Source organism: Streptomyces fodineus (assembly GCF_001735805.1).
Classification (GTDB): domain Bacteria; phylum Actinomycetota; class Actinomycetes; order Streptomycetales; family Streptomycetaceae; genus Streptomyces; species Streptomyces fodineus.
The window spans coordinates 84,672-102,671 of sequence record NZ_CP017248.1 but is presented as its reverse complement, the minus strand read 5'-3'; the positions used below and the strand labels follow the sequence as shown (position 1 = coordinate 102,671).

16 protein-coding genes are annotated in these 18,000 nt (G+C 69.7%); 7 read left to right on the top strand and 9 right to left on the bottom strand.

Annotated features, from left to right (window positions below):
- Positions 1-24: 24 nt before the first annotated feature.
- The 4 genes from BFF78_RS00510 to BFF78_RS47570 form a co-directional block, all read right to left on the bottom strand.
- Complete coding sequence (locus BFF78_RS00510) at positions 25-2,421, bottom strand: glycoside hydrolase family 65 protein (RefSeq protein WP_069776434.1); 2,397 nt, start codon at positions 2,419-2,421, stop codon at positions 25-27.
- Complete coding sequence (locus BFF78_RS00505; protein WP_069776433.1) at positions 2,418-3,161, bottom strand: HAD family hydrolase; 744 nt, start codon at positions 3,159-3,161, stop codon at positions 2,418-2,420. The genes BFF78_RS00510 and BFF78_RS00505 overlap by 4 nt, the downstream gene beginning before the upstream one ends.
- A gap of 400 nt (positions 3,162-3,561) precedes the next feature.
- On the bottom strand, positions 3,562-5,757 hold the full coding sequence (locus tag BFF78_RS00500) for a tetratricopeptide repeat protein (RefSeq protein WP_069776432.1): 2,196 nt from the start codon (positions 5,755-5,757) through the stop codon (positions 3,562-3,564).
- On the bottom strand, positions 5,754-6,173 hold the full coding sequence (locus BFF78_RS47570) for a lysozyme family protein (protein WP_069776431.1): 420 nt from the start codon (positions 6,171-6,173) through the stop codon (positions 5,754-5,756). The genes BFF78_RS00500 and BFF78_RS47570 overlap by 4 nt, the downstream gene beginning before the upstream one ends.
- 400 nt (positions 6,174-6,573) lie before the next feature.
- On the opposite strand from BFF78_RS47570, the gene BFF78_RS00490 reads away from it, so the two are divergent.
- Positions 6,574-7,188, top strand: a complete 615-nt coding sequence (locus tag BFF78_RS00490) for a hypothetical protein (RefSeq protein WP_069776430.1) — start codon at positions 6,574-6,576, stop codon at positions 7,186-7,188.
- Between the two features lie 101 nt (positions 7,189-7,289).
- Here the strand turns inward: BFF78_RS00490 and BFF78_RS00485 are convergent, their stop codons facing one another.
- Entirely contained in the window at positions 7,290-8,351 is a 1,062-nt protein-coding gene (locus BFF78_RS00485; RefSeq protein WP_227025650.1) for a PP2C family protein-serine/threonine phosphatase, read from the bottom strand.
- Positions 8,352-8,797: 446 nt separating this feature from the next.
- On the opposite strand from BFF78_RS00485, the gene BFF78_RS00480 reads away from it, so the two are divergent.
- On the top strand, positions 8,798-9,016 hold the full coding sequence (locus tag BFF78_RS00480) for a hypothetical protein (RefSeq protein WP_069776428.1): 219 nt from the start codon (positions 8,798-8,800) through the stop codon (positions 9,014-9,016).
- Between the two features lie 108 nt (positions 9,017-9,124).
- Here the strand turns inward: BFF78_RS00480 and BFF78_RS00475 are convergent, their stop codons facing one another.
- Together BFF78_RS00475 and BFF78_RS45875 are read right to left on the bottom strand one after the other, a co-directional pair.
- The gene (locus tag BFF78_RS00475) at positions 9,125-9,601 is read right to left on the bottom strand and encodes a hypothetical protein (RefSeq protein WP_159032900.1); all 477 of its coding nucleotides are present in this window, start codon (positions 9,599-9,601) and stop codon (positions 9,125-9,127) included.
- Positions 9,602-10,078: 477 nt separating this feature from the next.
- Complete coding sequence (locus BFF78_RS45875) at positions 10,079-10,426, bottom strand: hypothetical protein (protein WP_159032899.1); 348 nt, start codon at positions 10,424-10,426, stop codon at positions 10,079-10,081.
- On the opposite strand from BFF78_RS45875, the gene BFF78_RS00465 reads away from it, so the two are divergent.
- From BFF78_RS00465 to BFF78_RS00450, 4 genes are all read left to right on the top strand, one after another.
- Entirely contained in the window at positions 10,420-10,803 is a 384-nt protein-coding gene (locus tag BFF78_RS00465; protein WP_079161056.1) for a SpoIIE family protein phosphatase, read from the top strand. The two genes, BFF78_RS45875 and BFF78_RS00465, sit on opposite strands and share 7 nt — an antisense overlap.
- A 313-nt stretch (positions 10,804-11,116) precedes the next feature.
- Entirely contained in the window at positions 11,117-11,344 is a 228-nt protein-coding gene (locus BFF78_RS00460; protein WP_069776424.1) for a ferredoxin, read from the top strand.
- Positions 11,334-12,728, top strand: coding sequence for an NAD(P)/FAD-dependent oxidoreductase (locus tag BFF78_RS00455; protein ID WP_069776423.1), 1,395 nt, complete (start codon positions 11,334-11,336; stop codon positions 12,726-12,728). Before BFF78_RS00460 ends, BFF78_RS00455 begins: the two co-directional genes overlap by 11 nt.
- Before the next feature lie 39 nt (positions 12,729-12,767).
- Complete coding sequence (locus tag BFF78_RS00450) at positions 12,768-13,973, top strand: cytochrome P450 (RefSeq protein WP_069776422.1); 1,206 nt, start codon at positions 12,768-12,770, stop codon at positions 13,971-13,973.
- Between the two features lie 113 nt (positions 13,974-14,086).
- On the opposite strand, the gene BFF78_RS00445 is transcribed toward BFF78_RS00450, so the two are convergent.
- Positions 14,087-15,766: an alpha-keto acid decarboxylase family protein gene (locus BFF78_RS00445; protein ID WP_069776421.1), complete on the bottom strand. Its 1,680-nt coding sequence runs from the start codon at positions 15,764-15,766 to the stop codon at positions 14,087-14,089.
- Positions 15,767-16,105: 339 nt separating this feature from the next.
- Between BFF78_RS00445 and BFF78_RS00440 the strand changes: the two genes are divergently transcribed.
- The gene (locus BFF78_RS00440; RefSeq protein WP_069776420.1) at positions 16,106-16,459 is read left to right on the top strand and encodes a hypothetical protein; all 354 of its coding nucleotides are present in this window, start codon (positions 16,106-16,108) and stop codon (positions 16,457-16,459) included.
- Between the two features lie 476 nt (positions 16,460-16,935).
- Here BFF78_RS00440 and BFF78_RS00430 read toward each other — a convergent pair whose 3' ends face one another.
- Complete coding sequence (locus BFF78_RS00430; protein WP_069783279.1) at positions 16,936-17,994, bottom strand: zinc-dependent alcohol dehydrogenase family protein; 1,059 nt, start codon at positions 17,992-17,994, stop codon at positions 16,936-16,938.
- Positions 17,995-18,000 lie beyond the last annotated feature (6 nt).

Here is an 18,000-nt window from a genome sequence, read left to right as displayed (position 1 = left end):
CGCATGTGGTGCGGCTCTTGCGCGCTACTCCGGTGTCGCCGCCAGGTCCTCCTCCTCGATGGGCAGGCCCACCGGGCGGCGGCCCGGGGGCTGTTGCGGCTCGGGCAGCACGGGTGCGGGCGGCACCGGGCGGTCCACCGGCGCGTCCGGGGTCAGGGACGTCGGCTGTCCGTGATGCAGCACGACCAGGGGTTCGCCCTCCACCAGGCGATACCGCACCTGGGACGGACCGATGTCCACCTTCAGCCTGCGTCCGCGTACCAGCAGCGTGAAAGCCACCCTGGACAGCGCCTCCGGCAGGCGCGGTGCGAACGCCAGCAGGGCCTGCCGCCCATCGTCACCGCCGTACCGGCGCAAGCCTCCGAGACCGGCGACCAGCGCGATCCACGTACCGGCGAGGGAGGCGATGTGGAGCCCGTCCCGGGTGTTGTGCTCCAGATCCTCCAGGTCCATCAGCGCTGCCTCGCCGAGATAGGCGTAGGCCAGGCGCAGGTGCCCGGTCTCGGCGGCGAGTACCGCCTGGAAGCACGCCGACAGGGAGGAGTCACGGACCGTCAGCGCCTCGTAGTAGGCGAAGTTTCGGGCCTTCTGATCGTCGGAGAAGGCATCCGGGCACTCCATCATCGCCAGCACCAGATCGGCCTGCTTCACGACCTGCTTGCGGTACAGGTCGAAGTAGGGGTAATGCAGCAGGAGCGGGTAGTTCTCCGGCGGGGTCGCCTCGAAGTCCCAGCGCTGGAGACTCGTGAAACCGGCCGACTGCTCGTGCACGCCGAGCGTGTCGTTGTACGGCATCGCCATGCGGGCCGCGGCATCCCGCCACGCGGCAGTCTCCTCGTCGTCGACACCGAGTGTCGCGGCGCGTTCCGGATGACGCACGGCGGCGTCCGCGGCCGAGATGAGGTTCTGTCGCGCCATCAGGTTGGTGTACAGGTTGTCGCGGGTGATCGCGCTGTACTCGTCGGAGCCCGTGACCCCGTCGATGTGGAAGACGCCTTCCGCGTCGTGGTGTCCGAGCGAGCGCCACAGCCGGGCCGTTTCCACGAGGAGTTCGAGGCCCTCACCGCGTTCGAAGTCCTCGTCCCCGGTAACCATCACGTACCGGTCGGCGGCCACCGCGATGGCCGCGTTGATGTGGAAGGCGGCCGTCCCGGCCGGCCAGTAGGCCGAACACTCGGCACCGTCGATGGTGCGCCAGGGAAACGCCGCGCCCGCGAGCCCGAGCTGACGCGCGCGCTCCCGCGCCGCCGGCAGCATCCGGTGACGCGCCCGCAGTGCCGATGCGACGGCCTCCGGCGCGGTGAACGTCAGCACCGGCAGCACGCAGGACTCGGTGTCCCAGAAGCAGTGACCGTCGTACCCGGTTCCGGTCAGGCCCTTGGCGGGAATCGCCCGGCTCTCGCCCCGGGCCGCCGCCTGGAGCACATGGAAGAGGGCGAACCGCACCGCCTGCTGGATGCGCGCGCTGCCCTCGACCTCGACGTCCGCGCCCGCCCAGAAGCGATCCAGGTACGCCCGCTGTGCCGCGGCCAGACCGTCCCAGCCGGTGCTGACCGCGGCCGCCACCGCCGCGTCCACCTGATCGTGCACGGCCGGCAGCGAACGCTCCCCCGACCAGCCGTAGGCCACGAACTTGACCAGCCGGAGCGGTTGCCCGGGCACCAGGTCCGCGGTCACCGTCAGGCGGCTGACGTCAGCCTCGCACTGCGCCGTCCAGCGGGTGGTCTGCGGCCCTTTGACGAGATGGTCCGCCGCTGCGGCCACCCGCAGCGCGCTGCGGTCGGTGCAGTGCACCAGCCGCAGCCGGGTGTCCTGCGCGAAATACTCCTCGGTCAGCAGCGGTGACTCGATGGCCGCGGCCACGCGCGGATCGCCCTGGAATCGCGGCAGTTGCGCGTTGGCGACGAGCTCGGACTGCACGGCCACCGTGGTCGGTCCGTCGACCGGCTCCACTTCGTAGACCACCGCGGCCACCGAGCGCTGCGTGAAGGACACGAGCCGCCGCGAGGAGATCCGCACCGTACGACCGCCGGGTGAGGTCCATCGTGCGGTGCGGCTGAGGATGCCCGAGCGGAAGTTCAGCACCCGCTCGTGCGCGACCAGTCGGCCGTAGCGCAGATCGTACGGGTGATCGTCGACCAGCAGACGGAAGATCTTGCCGTCGGTGACGTTGATCATCGTCTGGCCGGACTCGGGATACCCGTAGCCCGCTTCGGCGTAGGGCAGCGGATGCCGTTCGTGCACGCCGTTGAGGTATGCGCCGGGCAGTCCGTGGGGCTCTCCCTCCTCGAGGTTGCCGCGCCACCCGACGTGCCCGTTGGAGAGGGCGAAGACCGATTCGCTCTGCGCGAGCACGTCCAGGTTCAGCTCGGTCTCGCGCAGACACCACGGCTCGACCGTGAAGCTGGGATGGGTGATCACCGTTCCTCCAGAAGCTCCGCCAGGTCACGGACCACCACATCGGCACCATGGGCGCGCAGTTGTTCCGCCTGGCCGACCCGGTCGACGCCCACGACCACGCCGAACCGTCCCGCCCGCCCGGCCTCGACGCCGGCGAGGGCGTCTTCGAACACCGCGGCCTGCCCAGGATCCGTTTCCAGCCCTCGGGCGGCCTCCAGGTAGGTGTCCGGGGCGGGCTTGCCCCGCAGCCGGCGCTCGTGGGCGACCACCCCGTCGACCCGCTCGTCGAACAGGTCCTCGATGCCGGCCGCTCGCAGGACGTCCCGTGTGTTCGCGCTCGACGACACCACCGCGCAGCGCAGGCCCGCCGCCCGCGCCGCGTGCACGAAGCGGACCGAGCCGTCGTAGGGTTCCACGCCCTCCTCGCGGATCCGCCGCAGGACCAGTCTGTTCTTCCGGTTGCCCAGACCGTTCACCGTCTCCGCCTCCGGCGGGTCGTCCGGTGATCCCTCGGGCAGGCGCACCCCGCGTGCGGCGAGGAACGTACGCACGCCGTCCTCACGGGGACGGCCGTCCACATACTCGTCGTAGTCGCCGACCGCGTCGAACGGCACGAACTCGGTCCCCTCGCGCGTCGCGCGTTCGCGGAGATACCCGTCGAACATTTCCTTCCAGGCAGCCGCGTGCACCTTCGCGGTCTGGGTGAGCACCCCGTCGAGGTCGAACAGGCAGGCACGGACATGTGCAGGAAGCCCCAGCATGCCGACGAGGCTAGAAGGCACCTGCGGACGGACTCGATAGGTCACCCTCCGGCACGCCGGAAGGCACCCGCTCGGGGGTCTGTACGGTCTTCGGCCCTGTCTCACATCCGGCGGTGACGCTTCGTGTTGACAGTGACGGCACCGCGCCGGGGGTCGTGTGCGGCTCCACGATACATACCGGCGCCGGGGCCGTGACTCATCGCCCCCAGGGGAGACTTCTCCCGATGGCAGCGGCCCAGCGCCGATGGCTGCCCGGCGGAGGCCTCACCCGGCAGGGTCATCCGGTGAGAGCCGGCTTCGGCCTCTGAACGCTCAGCAGCGCAGCGTGTGGGCACGACAAGTTCCGGCGCCAGGTCGGCGCGTACGACAACCTCCCCGAGTTGGAGAATACGGTGGGCATTCAGGGGGTGGCGTCTTCGGTCCGGTAACGGGCCAGTGCAGCGCTGTAGTGGCTGACGGAGGGGTGCTCGGGACCGAGCACGCGTTCGTGTTCTTCGACCACCCGGGTCATCAGTTCCATCGCTTCGCCTCGGTGGCCCAGTCCGTACACGATCTCGGCGAGCAGCCCCCGTGCGGCGAACGTGAAACGGTTGTCCGGCCCGAGGATGCGCATGCGGTCCTCCAGCACCCGGCGCGCCACGGGTTCCGCCTCGGCGAACCGCCCGAACTGCCACAGCGCGTAGGCCTGCATGTGGTGGGCCATGACCAGCGTGGGATGGGCCGCAGGCAGGGCCCGCTCGCACGCCGGGATCAGCAGCGCCAGCTCTGCGTCGCATTCCCGCTCCTTGCCGAGCTGCGACAGGACCTCGGGCAGGGACGTCCAGGTGTACAGCGTCTCGGGGGAATCGTCGCCGAGCACCCGGCGCATGCCCTCGATCGCGCGACGCAGCCAGTGTTCGGCCTCCTCGTCCCGGTCCAGCAGGTCGAGCGGCCGGTGCAGGCCGGCACAGCTGCGCAGGGTGTCCGGGTGGTCGGGTCCGAGCATGGCCTGCCGACGGGCGAGCACCTGCCGGTGCACGGCCTCCGACTCCTCGTAGTGGCCCATGCGGAACAGCGCCCTGCCCACCACGTCCCGGGCGTCGAGCGTCACCGGATGGTCCTCGCCCAGCAGTGCCCCTGCCCGGTCGGCGACGGCCCGGGAGAGCACCATGGCCACGCCGTAGTCCGCAGTCTCGTACACCTGCCGCACCAGCCGCACGCCAAGGGCTGCCGACCGTTCGCCCGGTGCCGTCTCCAGCAGACGCGAACCGTGCGGGGCCAGCAGGACGAGCGCGCGGCGCGCCAGGGGCGTCTGCGTGCCCCGCTCGGGCAGCGCCTCCTCCAGCAGCCGTACGGCCACCTCACCGAGGACGCTGCGCTGCCGGTGGGAAGTCCCCGAGGCCACGCTGTCCAGCAGCACCCCGTGCGCCTTGACGCAGCGCACCCCGTCCGTCTCGACCAGCTCGGCCAGCGAGTGGTCGAGGAGGCCGCGCAGTGCGGCCTCCAGACGCTCCGGGGACAGCTCCGGCTCGAGCCCGGCGACCGCGATCTCCGCTCGGGCCAGCGGCGCCAGCAGGCTCAACGGCACCGGATCAGCCGCCAGGAACGACAGCAGACGCAACACGGTCGTCGCCTCCGGCAGTCCTTGTCCCGCCAGCGCGTCCAGGGACAACTGCCAGGTGCCGCCGACCAGATGGCGCGACTGGGTGCCGCCGTACCCGCCGGCGCCACGGTCGACGATGGTTGTCGACTCCTCGTCCGGTTTGCGCGCGTACTCGTCCATGGACCACGACTCCAGGAGTTGGCGGGAGAGATGAGAACCGGCCAGGGTGAGCGCGAGCGGCAGGCCGTCCAGGCGGGCGGCCACCTTCCGCGCCGACCGCAGGTCCCCCGCCTCCGGCGCCAGGTCGCACAGGACCTGGGCGGCGTCGTCCAGCGGTAACACGCCGAGGGCATGGCGGTGGGTGCCAGGCGCGTGCCACAGCGGTGACGTGGCATGCCGGGTAGTGACCAGGACGATGCCTCGCCCACTGGCACGCAGCCAGGCGCCGTCCTCGAGGATCGAGGGGTCGTCGGCGTTGTCGAGGACCAGCAGCCACGGTTCGGCAGAACCCCCGAGGTAGTGCCAGGCCAGGTCAGCCGCCGCCCGCTGCCCCGCGGCCGCGGCCGCCAGCTCCCCGCTCGACGCGCCCCGGTCCCCGGCCACAGCCAGCATCCCGGCGCGCAGGGACATCCGCTCAGAGGCGTTCACCCAGAACCCGACACGCCTGTGTTCGCGTACGGCCTCGGTGAACAGCCAGTACGCCAGCGCGGTCTTGCCACAGCCGCCCATGCCGTGCACGACGTGGATCTCACCGCCGTGGCCGGCCACGGCCGTGCCCAGCGCCTGGCAGAGTTCTGCCCGGTCGCGCAGCAGCCTGGGCGGGCGTCCGATCAGCGGAATGCGGACGGAGTCGGGGGCAGCCGGCCTGGATCCGCCGGCGTACGGGCCGGCCTCGCCTGCGAAGAGCGGAACGGTGTCGGCGCTGTAGTGATGGTGATGCTCCTGGACGTACTGATCCCCGGTCGTCTGGAAGATCCGCCCCTGTCCCGACGCCCGGGCGCCGAGTTCGCTCATCGCTCGGTGATGTGCTGGTCGCGTCCGGCTTGGTAGACCCGCCCGCTGCCGGAGACGTCGGCGTTCAGCCGGATGCCGGCCGAGGCTCGCTGGTCCGGGAGCTGCGGGGCCAGCTCCGCCAAAACCCGACGCAGTTCCTCGGCGACCTCGGGACGGGCGGCCAGCAGGCGGCGCACCCTCGCCTGCCACTCGGCGGTCAGTTCGGCCTCCGTGTCGGTGTCACCCGACCGCTGCGCGAGCAACAGGTCGTCACGGGCGGCGTCCAGTTCACCGGCGACGGCCTCGGCGCGCTCCGGCTGGAAGCGCCGCCAGAGGGAGACCAGACCCTCGCGGGCCGCCTCCCAGGCCTGCCCGGCCATCAGTGTCACCATCGTTGTCCCCGCCGTCCTGGCGAGGTCGGCGATCTCGGGTCCCATGGCCGCCTCCGTTTCCTACGACCGCCGATAGTAGTCCGATTCACCGTGCGGGGGGTCTGCGAGTTGGAGCCGTGTAGCCCCAGCCGCTCCGTGTACCAGTCCGCGGGGTGCCGGCACAGTCCACTCGCCCAGCGAAGGAGAGGAGTGGCTGCGAGGGGCCGTCGAGCACGGCGTCAGCCATCCGGGGCTCCGCGCCAACGGTGGGACGGCACCCGCCTCCGTCAACGAGAACGAGGCCCGGGGCGGACGTATCACCGCCTGGCGCGGCCAGATGCACGTCATGGACCACGACCCCTCCTACGGGATCGTCCAACCGTGGCTACACTCGCCGCCAGGCAGGGTGCCCGGCATCCCACGGTGTTCGGGGAGCGGGGCAGCTCTCCGATGAAGGAGGGTCTGCATGCTGCTCCGTGAAGTGACGTTCACCGTCGACGTCGGCGAGCACGGCTACCTCATCGGTTTCGACGACGATTACGACTTCCCATCCGAGATGCCGTTCGGCTGGCGCTGCGGCCCTCTTACCGCGGCCACCGCCGTCGTCCTGCCCACCACCGACACCGGCCCGCTGCAGATGACCGTCCAGGTCCACGACACCCCGCCCGGCCCTGAAACAGACGGTGGCTGGGAGCCCGCGGAGGAAATGAGCCTGCGGGCCGACGCCCCTGCCTTCTGCCTCGCCACCATCGGGCAGGGCGATTTCTGGGACGCCTGGCCCGAAGAGGAACCACCCTTGGACGTGCCGCCGACCGCCGAGGACGGTGACTCGGTACGCATGCGTCTGTACTGCCACGCCGACGACCCCGACCCCGGCATCGGCGATCACGGAGAACGCCACCTGATCCAGCTCTGGCGCGCGCCGGCCACAGACCCCGTGCATCCTCCACTCAGCGACGAGGACCGGCGGGCGCGTGCCCAATACGCCGCAGACATGGTCACGCCTGTCGAGGACTACACCACCGAGTACCCGATTCACTACAGCGGCGAGAGCCCCGATGCGTCGAGTGGTGCCAAGTAGCGCGCGTTCGTAGCGAGTTGGTGGCAAGCAAGGGTGGCCCGGCTTCGGGCACCTCGAACGAGTTCCGGCAAGCCTGAGTAGGGCAGGGCCTCATCTCACGCTCAGAGGCTCGGGCGGCGCCGGGCGACGAGGGCAGCGATGTCGTCGTCGAGCTCGCCGCCGCTGTAGGCGATCAGGTCGCGGTGGAGATGGTCGAGGAGGTGATGGGGCGCCTCGCCGCTCCATGAGCGGATGCGTTCGGTGAGGGGGTAGAAGGCGCCGGAGCGGTCGCGAGTTTCAGTGACCCCGTCGGTGTACAGCAAGAGCTGGTCTCCGGGGTGGAAGGGGGCGAGGTCGACGTGGTACCCGTCGCCCACCAGCATGCCGAGGTTGAGCGGCGGTGACGGAGCGGAGGGCTGCAGCTCCCGGACCTCGCCGCGGTGCAGCAGCAGCGGGGGCGGGTGGCCGCAGGTGACGGTCCGGACGACCGGTTCATCGTCCGGGATCTCGGCGAGGAGGGCGGTGATGAAACGTTCAGCGATCTCCGAGCCCGGGAGCCCTGGGTACTGGGAAGCATGGCGGCTCATGCTCGTCTCCAGGCGGCGCGCGAGGTGGGGCAGGTCGGGCGCGTCGTGGGCGGCCTCGCGGAAGGCGCTGAGCAGCGTCGCGGCCGTCTGGATCGCGAGCAGGCCCTTGCCGCGTACGTCACCGATAAGCAGCCGTACGCCGTGCGGGGTGTGCATGGCCTCGTACAGGTCGCCGCCGATCCGGGCTTCCGCCGCGGCGGCCAGGTACAGGCTCTCGAGCGTGACGTGCCCGAGGTGTCGCGGTACCGGATGCAGCACCGCCAGCTGGGCCGTCTCGGCCACTGAGCGGACCAGGACAAGCTGATGAGCGCGTCGGCCAAGCAGGCGGTTGAAGAAGACGGCGAATGCCGCAATCGCCGCGAGGGTGGCGAGCTCAGAGTAGGCGGTCGCATCCCCCAGATCATTGAAGTCCACCATCAGGCCGACAAAGATGGCGCACGCGCCCACTCCGATGAGGACGGTCCCCCACAGGGGCAGCAACGCGGCGGCAGAAATCATGGCCGTGGCGAGGAAGGCATCCGGCCTGACATCACGGGGTGTGAAGAGGCCGACGAACAGGCCGATGAACAGCAGCAGAGCAGGCAGTACGGGCAGCAATCTGCTCCGTGCACCGGCGCTGTGCGTGACTCCGTGTCCCTCAGGAGACCTCGCCACCGTGCCGCTCCCCAAGGTCGCACAGCTCGAGCAGCAGCCTAGGTCCGGGAAGCCAGGCCACCGATTTGGGTAATTTTATCGTCATTCGCCCGATAGCCTACGAACAACTCCGTGCGCAGTGGTAACACACAGGTGTCAGCAGGTCACCGTGTCGCCTGTCGACACCAGGCAAGACCATCCGATCCCGTTCGACTCGACACTGTCTTTCGGTCGCTGGTCATGCCGACAGGCGGCCCACGACAGAGTCGAGCCAGAGCAGGCTGCCTGAGCGGCTCCGGCCCGACTTTCTCAGGCCGGAGTCTCTGCTGTGAGCTTCGGCTGGATGGCGGTCCTGCGTTTCACCGGACCCTGGACCAGAGGGGCGAGGGGCGGACCGCTGTAGCCGAGGCGTGTGCCTCATCCGCGGTGGCGAGGTGCGGGTGCGGCTGGAGCCTGTCCCTCCGCCGGTGCCGGCCGGGTCGGCCGGGGCCGTTCTGTTCGGTCTGGACGAGTTCGATCACGCGTCCGTGATCGAGGTGCGGCTGACCGCGGTGCTCGACCCCGCGGGCCGTCAGGTGTGCCGTCTGACGGACGGGGACGGCACGGTCTACTCGCGGGTCGGGGAGTAGCTCTTTGAGGTGTGGCGGGCGTGGACCGCTGTTGGAGAGGCGGCTATGCGCACGGGCGGGGCGCGATGCGGAAGACGGGGACGATGGAGCCGCCGGTGGTGACGTTCCTCAGTGGGGCGGTGGAGACGCGGGAGATGCATCCCGGGCCTTGGTGCCGAAGAGGAAGGGATCCACGCTTTCACAGCACCGCCTGATCCGCAGTCGGCCATGTTCCAGGACGGCGTAGGGGGCGGTGGGGATGGAGAGGCGTTCCTGGATCACGTGCGGGATCGTCAGGACCCGGCCGAGGGCGGTGCGCCAGGCGGCGTCCGTGGTGCGCCGGACGCACACGATGCCGGTCCCGCCGTAGTCGTCGTTGGGCTTGAGCACCAGGTGCTCGCGTCGGGGGCGGGCGAACTCCAGCAGGTCCGCCGTACGTCCGTCGGGACAGGTCGTAGGTCCTGGACGCAGGAGCCTCATCCACGGTACGAGGTTCCCCGCCCCTTTTGCCTCGGTCTTCGGCAGCAGACAGCGGGTGCGTGGGTCGGTGAGCAGGGCCAGGACCGACTTCCTGTGTGCCACGTTGCTGGTGCAGGGATTGACCATGACACGTGCTCCGTCCGCCCAGGCACGCGTCATCGGATGCTCGGTGAGGGCAGCTCCGTAGCGGGACAGCAAGTCGGTGAGTACGGCACGCCGGTGGACTACCGTAACCGGCCGCGGGCGCCCGTCTCCATCACGCGTGAACAGACCCCGCCCGGTGTCGTCGTGCAGGTCGTCCGGGGTGCACACCACCGACGGCACACCGTCGCGGCGCAGTTGTGCCTGGAGCGCGCCGAACTCCCACCACGCCGTCGACTTCCAGTCGACGATGGCGACGCCTGCTGGCCAGCAAGCATCCCGACATCCACCACGGTCTGGGAATGACCTGCGTGCGGCGACACGAGACCGCGGTCTGTCGGGAGGAGCGAGTTGCGGCCGGACTCGACGTGACGGAGCCGGACAAGCAGCTGTGCCGTGCTACGTGCACCGATCTCGCCCACACCGGCCGCGATATCAACAACCGGAGGCGGCCCCAGTTTGCTACACCCGCGAACACACATCGCTCCGACGGTCCAGCGTCACCTGCTGCTGCACCACCCCGACACGCGGACCACCGTGGAAACCGCGCACCGGTACGTGCCGACCGCGGTGGGGGGAGGCAGTGGGTTCGACACCTTCGCCCTGTCCGGCGCCCGCACTGCACTGGTGGTCGGTGAAGTCGCCGGCCAAGGCCTCCTTGCGGCCACCACCATGGGATAGATAGGGGCCGCCGCCCGCTCCCTGGCCGCTCTTGACCTGGAGCCCGACGAGCCCCTCGCCCTCCTCGACGACACCGCCAAAGCCTCGCCGAGGAAGGCGCAGCTCTGCCGCCCGGCGATCCCATGCCACTCACGGCAAGCTGCGTGTATGCGGTCCACGACCCGCTCGCGCAAAACTGCACCAGGACCACCGGAATGCCCGACCTGCCCACCGGACCTCCTCTGGGCACCGCCGAGGGACCCCCCTTCGCCGCCACCACGATCTCCGTCGCCGACGGCAGCGTCCTCGCCTTCTACACCGCGTCACTGCTGCGAACCTCACCGTCACCGGACACCCTCCAACGGGTGCTGGCACACCTTGAGCGGCCACTGCAGGATCTGTGCGATGACGTGCTCTACCGGCTGCGGAAACGCCGTCCGTTACGACACCCCGCCTGTCCAGTTGCAGCTCGCCCACTCGCACAGAACTGCGGCGTCCGCTACACGCTCGACGGCAAGACCGTCTGAGCCTCAACGAGGCGGGCAGTCGGGACCGGAGCCCTGCCAGATGTGAAGGCCGTCGCGGCGGTCCGGAGGGAGCCAGTGCGTACGGCCGCCCGAGTCGCGCCCCCGTCCGTCCGGCGTTCAGGCGGCCGACAGCGCCTCGTCTCCCTTGCGGTTGGCCGGTCGGGTGAGCATCGGCCTGCCCGGCAGCCTTCACCTTGCGAGCGCCCTGCGCACAGGCCCATCCTGAAAGAGGCATGCCGACCACCGTATGGACCGAGCGCACACGGCTGCGGACCCTGCGGGGACCGCGGCCCGCGCAGGGAGCGGGTTCCCGATGAGGCTTGTCGTCGATCTCAACCGGTGCCAGGGATTCGCACAGTGCGTCTTTCTCGCCCCGGACATCTTCGCCCTCCACGGGGAAGAGGCGCTGCTGTTCTCCCCTCGCTTCGACGAGGCACAACGTGACCGGGTGCAGAAGGCCGCTGCCGCCTGCCCGGTCCAGGCCATCCTGGTCGACTACTCCGACGAGCCGACGCAGGGCGTGCAGTCCCATGTCGGCTGACACGGACGTCGAGGTCCTGCGGCGCCAGGGCCGCATCGTCGTGGTCGGAGCCTCGCTGGCCGGTCTGCGCGCGGCGGAGACGCTGCGCGAGCAGGGCTTCACCGGATCCCTGACCATGATCGGCGACGAGCCGTACGAGCCCTACGACCGCCCGCCGCTGTCCAAGCAGGCGTTGCTCGGGCGGGCACGCCCCGAGGACACCGCGCTGCCGCGGCGGCGCGACATCGACGCCGAGTGGCGTCTGGGCGTCGCCGCCGAGAGCCTGGACCGGGCCGCCAAGCAGGTACGGCTGGCGAACGGCGACACCGTCCCCTACGACCGCCTGCTGATCACGACCGGGACCAGGGCGCGGCCCTGGTTCCACCCGGAAGAGGCCGCGCTGGACGGGGTGTTCGGGCTGCGTACGCGTGACGACTCCGCACGCCTGCGCCGGAAGCTGACCGGGGGCGTGGCCCGGGTGCTGGTGATCGGCGCCGGCTTCACGGGCTCGGAGGTCGCCTCCGCCTGCCGGGAGCTGGGCCTTGAGGTCACGGTCGCCGAGCGCGGCCCGGCGCCGCTGGTGGGCGCGCTCGGCGGGGTGATCGGCGCGGTCGCGGACCGGCTGCAGCGCAAGCATGGGGTCGATCTGCGGTGCGGGGTCAGCGTGACCGCCCTGGAGGGGGACGATGTGGGACGGCTCAGGCGCGCCCATCTGTCCGACGGTTCGGCGATCGACGTGGAGGTGGCGGTCGTCTCGCTCGGTGCCATGCGGAACACGGAATGGCTCGCCGGCTCGGGCGTGGCCGCGGGTCCCCGGGGGATCGCGTGCGACGCCGGGTGCCGGGTGTTCGACGTCAACGGCATCGTCACCGACGACATCTACGCCGCCGGTGACGTCGCCCGCAGCCCTCACCCGCTGTTCGACTACCAGTTCCTGGCGCTGGAGCACTGGGGCAACGCGGTCGAGCAGGCCGAGGTCGCCGCCCACAACATGATCTGTGCGGGTCCGGATCGCCGTCCGCATCTGTGGCTGCCGATGTTCTGGTCCTCCCAGTTCGGTGTCAACATCAAGTCGGTAGGTGTCCCCTCGCTGGGCGACCACCTGGTCGTCGCCCAGGGGACACTAACGGAGGAGCGGTTCGTGGCGGTCTACGGCTACCGGGGCCGCGTCATCGCCGCGGTGGCCTTCGACGGGGCCAGGTGGCTGGGGTTCTACGAGCAGCAGATCGCGGCCGGTGCCCCCTTCCCGCCGGAGTACCGCACGGTCGACCGCCGCACCGAGACGCTGGATCCGATCGACCCGGCCTTCCCCGACCCCCATCTTCCCACCCATGGGGCCACGGTCACGCTGACGGGTCACTCGCCGAGCGAGCGGCGTGTCACTTTCGTTCCGGCGCATGCCTGATCACCGGCCCTGCAACGCCCGGAGCCCTCAGGAGACACCATGACGTCCGGCACCCTCGTCGCGCAGATCACCGACTACGCCAATCGGGCCAATCCCTACCCGCTCTACGCGGAACTGCGCAAGCAACCGGTCAGGCGGGAGGACGACGGCACCTACGTGGTCAGCACCTACTACGAGGTGCGGAGCCTGGCCAACGACCCGCGGCTGAGCAACGACACGAGCAACCGCCCGTCCGGCTACGCCCGCGTGGGGCAGCCGGACCCGGAGACCGGTCTGCCGCCCAGCTTCATCTTCACCGACCCACCCGTGCACGACCGGCTGCGCGACACCATCAACCGGCCCTTCGGCCCCCCGCACAGCCCCAGGTTCCTCGACGACCTGCGCGGAGAACTGACCAAGGTCGTCACCGAGTTGCTCGACGCCTTCGAAGGCAAGGACCAGGTCGACATCGTCGAGGCCTTCTCCTACCCCCTTCCCGTCACCGCCATCTGCAAGGTCCTCGGCGTGCCGCGCGAGGACGAACCGCGCTTCCACGGCTGGGCCGATGCGCTGGCGTCGTCCCTCGATCCCCAGGCCGGCGGCGACGGTCAGGCGAAGGCGCAGCAGGCGCGCCAGGACATGGGCGCGTACCTGACCGATCTGATCGAGACCAAACGCCGCCACCCCGGCCCCGGGATGCTCAGCGCGCTCGCCCCCGACATGACGCCGGCGGACCTGGAGGCCACGGCGGTGCTGCTCCTGGTCGCCGGCCACGAGACCACCGTCAACGCGATCACCAACACGACCCTCACCCTGCTGCGCCACCCCGACCTCCTCGAGCGGTTCCAGAAGGACCTGGACCTGGCCGTCCCACTCATCGAGGAAGTGCTGCGCTACGAGCCCCCGGTCCAGTTCATCCCATTCACCACCGCCCTGGCCGATATCGAGGTCGCCGGCACCACGATCCCGGCCGGCTCGCCGGTCTGGCTCATGCTGGCCGCGGCCAACCGCGACCCCAAACGCTTCAAGGACCCCGACCGGTTCGACCCCGACCGCAAGGACAACGAACACCTGGGCATGTACACCGGCATCCACTACTGCTTCGGCGCCCCCCTCGCCCGCATCGAACTCCATGTGGCCGTGCCCGAGCTGTTCCGCCGGGTCAGGTTCTCCGGGCTGCTCGAGGACCCGCCGCCGTACCGCGCCAACGCCGTGCTGCGCGGCCCCCGCCACCTTCCCGTGGCGATCGAGGGCCTCACGGACTGAGCGGCACTGCCTCCTGCGCCGGTCAACGCGTTCAGACTCGACGCGTGCTGGGCTGCGTCCCACCGATCCAACATCCGGACCTGCCGCTTGTCCCGGCTTGTTCGGCGGGGGAGTCAGGCGGGCCTGAGCTGTACGTTGTCGCGGTGCTGCGGGCCGCGAGGCCCGTAGTCGATGTCCGCGCCGGTGTTGCTGCTGGCCATGACCGCGGCGGGAGCGTCGTAGGGATCCATGACCGCTTCGATGAAGATCAGCGTGTCGTTGGGCGCGCTGAGGGCCTCCGCCAGGTCCGCGGTGGTCTTGACGACGAACGATCGCGCCGTGGTGTCCGGGCGGAGCACCCTCGGTAGATCCGCGTAAGCCCAGGTCGCGATGTCGTTGTACTGCTCGGTTCTGCCGAGGTAACCGCGTTCGATGGTGTATCCGCCGTGGTTGATCAGGAAGATCACCGGCTTGTGGTCGTGCCGCAGGATGGTCGACAGCTCCTGCGCGGTCAGCTGGAATGAGCCGTCGCCCAGGAACAGCAGGTGGCGACGGTCTGGTGCTGCGGTCAGCGTGCCGAGCAGGGCTGCGACCGAGTAGCCGATCGAGCCCCAGTTGATCGATCCGACGAAGGTGCAGCCCGGCGGGAGGCTAAGGCCGAGAAGAGCGTACGAGGTGCCGTTGTCGAGGAGGAGCACGTCACCCGCCCGGAGGTAGCCCTGGACCGCCTGCCAGTACGCGGCCTGCGTCAGGCGGGCGGATCCGTTCGCCAGGGCTCCCGTCGCCGCGGGCCGCTGCGGTACGGCGCGGCTCGTGACGCGCGGGACGGCGTCCAGTACGCCGCGGATGACTTCCTGGAGCGTCACCGCCTGATAGTTGTCATCGCCGACGTCCACCGAGTGGCTCCGGGCGTGGATCGTGTCGGCGGGCAGCGAAGCGGTGAAGTCGCCCGTGGTCACCTCGATCGGCCGGTAGCCGATGGAGAGCAGGCAGTCGCTGGTCTCGATCGCCGCGCGCACGTGCGGTTCGCTTGCCTGGCCGTTGTAGATGCCGACGTAATGGGGGAACGTTTCGTCGATGACCGCCTTGGCTGTGCTGATCACTGCTACGGGAAGCCGCATCTTCTCGGCCAGCCCCATGACGTCGGCTGCCACGCCGAACCGGTCCACGTCCAGATCCACCAGGACCGCCGGTGACTTGGCGGCGGACAGGTGGGCTGCGATCGCGGTGACGCACGACCGCAGCCGTTCCGGGTCGCTGGGCGGTTGCGCGAGTACCAGCGGGGCCTGGGGAACCTCGATGTCGAGATAGGCGATGTCGGAGGGCAGTTCCAGGTACACCGGGAGCTTTTCCCGCCAGGCGGTGAGGATCAGCCTGTCGATCTCGGTGACCGCGTTGTGCGGGGTCAGCCTGGCCTGGGCGGCGGTCACCTGCGCGTAGGCGCCGAGGAAGCGGTCCCATGTGCCGTCGGCCATCGTGTGGTGCATCCCCAGGCCACGATCGATGGACTTGAGCGGTATCGACCCGCAGATACAGACCACCGGCACGTGCTCGCTGTAGGAGCCGGCGACCCCGTTGATCGCGCTCAGGGCGCCGACGGCGTTCGTCACGAGCAGCGCGCCCATGCCGTTCAGCCGGGCATAGCCATCCGCTGCGTAGGACGCGTTCAATTCACTGCAGTTGCCGACCCATTTCAGCGTGCCCGTGTCCTGGAGCTGCTGCAGCAGTTCGAGATTGAAGTCACCGGGGACACCGAAGAGGTGGCCGACGCCGGCCTCCTCCAGACGCCGGAGCAGGAAGTCGCCGATCGTCATCCATCGGCTCGGGCTGGGGACATCGCCTGTGCCTCCGAATCGCCGATATCGTCTCCGCGGGGAGCGGGAGCGGCTTATATCCATTTTGCGGTGAGAGATGGTGGGGGGCCTCTGGGGGCGTTCGCACCTCCACTCACGGGCTGATCAATCAGGGAGTTGCGGGCGATCTCGTACCCCGGTCTCTGTGGTGGCGCCAGGACACGCTGCAACGGCAAGATCGCCGACATGGGGGCAAGTTCGTCGAGTTCCTGCTCGGTCACCACTCACTCGGCGACTAGTACTCCAGTGTGGCTTCGTGATCGCGTCCGTGGTGTCAGTGGCGCCCCTTAGTGTGCGGGCATGGGCTATGACGTGCACATCACCAGACGTACGCCGTGGTGGGTGGATGAGGGCGAGCAGATAACGACGCAGGAGTGGGCGGCGGTGGTCGCTGCCGACCCGGAACTGGAGATGGTTCAGGTGGCCCGGGTTTCTCCGCGGGGCCAGGACGCAGTGTTGGAGTACCGGCACGAGTGGCTGGCCCAGATGGTCACCCACCCCGAACGGGACACTCACGGCGCCTGGTTGGACTGGGGAGCGGGGCAGATCGTGGTGAAGCACCCGGATGAACTCCTTCTCAAGAAGATGCGGCAGATCGCTGGGGTGCTGGGGGCGCGCGTCCAGGGCGACGACTGCGAATACTACGACGCGTGAACACTGCCTGCCCGTAGCAGGAATGGCCACCGCGTGATCATCAGGGGTTGTGTGGACTCCTGAAGGCTGTGCGGTGGCCGCGGGCCAGGTGGTGGGCGATTTTCGACGAGGTCATGGCCTGGATAGTGGGCAGGTTCAGACGGGTTGAGCCCTGGGCCACGGCACGTGCCTACCTGCTCTGGCCGCTGTCGGCCGTCGAGCGGAAAAATTGCCGGCAGTTGGCCGGGCAAGCGGCCCATATGAGGCCCGGGCTCATACGCGGCGCGACTCGCGCCGAGAGAGAAGGCCGACTCGCGATCTTCACCTGCATTTCGGGCCAGTGCCGGGTCGGCCGGGCTGTCGCGCACGCAGGGTTCCCACGCAAAAGCGTCCTCGCGACGAGCGTGTATTGGATGCCGCAGCGACGCATGTGAGACGACACCCGGATACCGGCCCCAATTCACGGTCGGCGGCCAGTCCACATAGCGTGCCGCTTCCTACCTGTCGCCTTCGTCCCGGCCGTCTTCGAAGACGAAGAGTGGTTTGGTGCCGTGCGCGGGCGCTTCGGCGAGCGAGACGGCTTCAGCGAAGCGTTCGAGCGGGAACGGCCGGCCCTGGGGGATGCTCAGCACCTCATCAGCGACGAGACCGCGAACCCGGGACAGCGCGCGCAGCGCAATCTCGGGTGAGGTGGTGCCGAACCAGCGGTTCAGCCAGAAGCCGCGGACCGTTTTCGTCTCGTAGATGAGCGAGCGTGCCTGCAGCGGGATCGTCAGTGCCGCAGGGTCGGTCTGCCGATGGGTCGAGAGCGCGCCGTAGACCACGAGTTCCCCTCCCGGCGCCAACGCCTGGGACACCTGGGCACCCACGGGACCCGCGACACAGTCGACGGCCTTCCGCACGCCGACCGGCCCCGCGATCTCAGCCACCCGCTGCACCAGGTCCTCGTCCTGCGTGCAGATGACCTCGTCACCACCGAGCGCTTCTATCTCCTCGACGGCACCACGTCGCCGTACGACATTGATCGTGCGAATACCCAGATGCCCGGACAACTGGATGACGAGCCGGCCCACGGTGGAGCCCGCGGCCGTCTGCAACAACCATTCACCCGGCTGTACATCGAGTTCGCGCGTCACGAGGAGCAGCGCGGTCAGCGGGTTGACAGCGAGTTGGCAGGCGCTGGAGTCGCTCAGATGGTCAGGGACCGGCAGCAGCCTGTGCGTATCGGCGACAAGGTATTCCTGCCAGGTGCCGGCCACACGCGGCCCGGGTACGGCCGGTACGGCAACGGCCACCACACGCTCGCCGATCTTCAGTCCCTCGGTGTGCAGGCCCAGGGCCTCGATGCGGCCCACGCATTCCATGTGGCCCCCGACAACGGGGAATTCGGGGGAGAAACCGTAGCGGCCACGCAGCACGTGCAGATCACTGGCGTGAATGGGAGTCGCGTTCACACGGATCAGCGCCTGACCGGCCTCCGGCGTGGGAACAGGCCGGGATTCCAGCCGCAGCACGTCGGCGGGCTCGCCGGCCCTTACGGCCACGAGCGCGCGCATGGAGTG